Annotated in this window: 1 protein-coding gene; it reads right to left on the bottom strand. The window is 44.0% G+C overall.

The genetic code is table 11. The features are described from left to right. The coding region (locus tag SB775_RS31080; protein WP_410865124.1) for a protoglobin family protein at positions 1-259 on the bottom strand (259 nt) is incomplete at both ends.

The raw sequence follows: 259 nt of genomic DNA, 5'->3' as shown, positions 1-259 counted from the left end.
ATTTAGGTTCCAGGCCGATCCTCATATGCATCACTGCAATTCGACTGCGCTGCTCGATATATTCACTGTCGATCCGACCACTGAACATCTCGGTAATATGCCGGGTCAACGTTTGCTTCAGCCGCTGGATCGTACTGTTGTTATGGATAATCGTCATGAGGATATCTTCTTTTTCGATATTTTCATAGAAGTAATCCACGATTTTATCGATATGTTCAACGATAATGGGCTGTAGTGTTTTCGCGACCGCCAAGTCTTC

This window comes from Peribacillus sp. SIMBA_075 (assembly GCF_046534585.1).
Note: the sequence above shows the minus strand (reverse complement) of the source record. Positions and strands in the feature narration are given on the sequence as shown.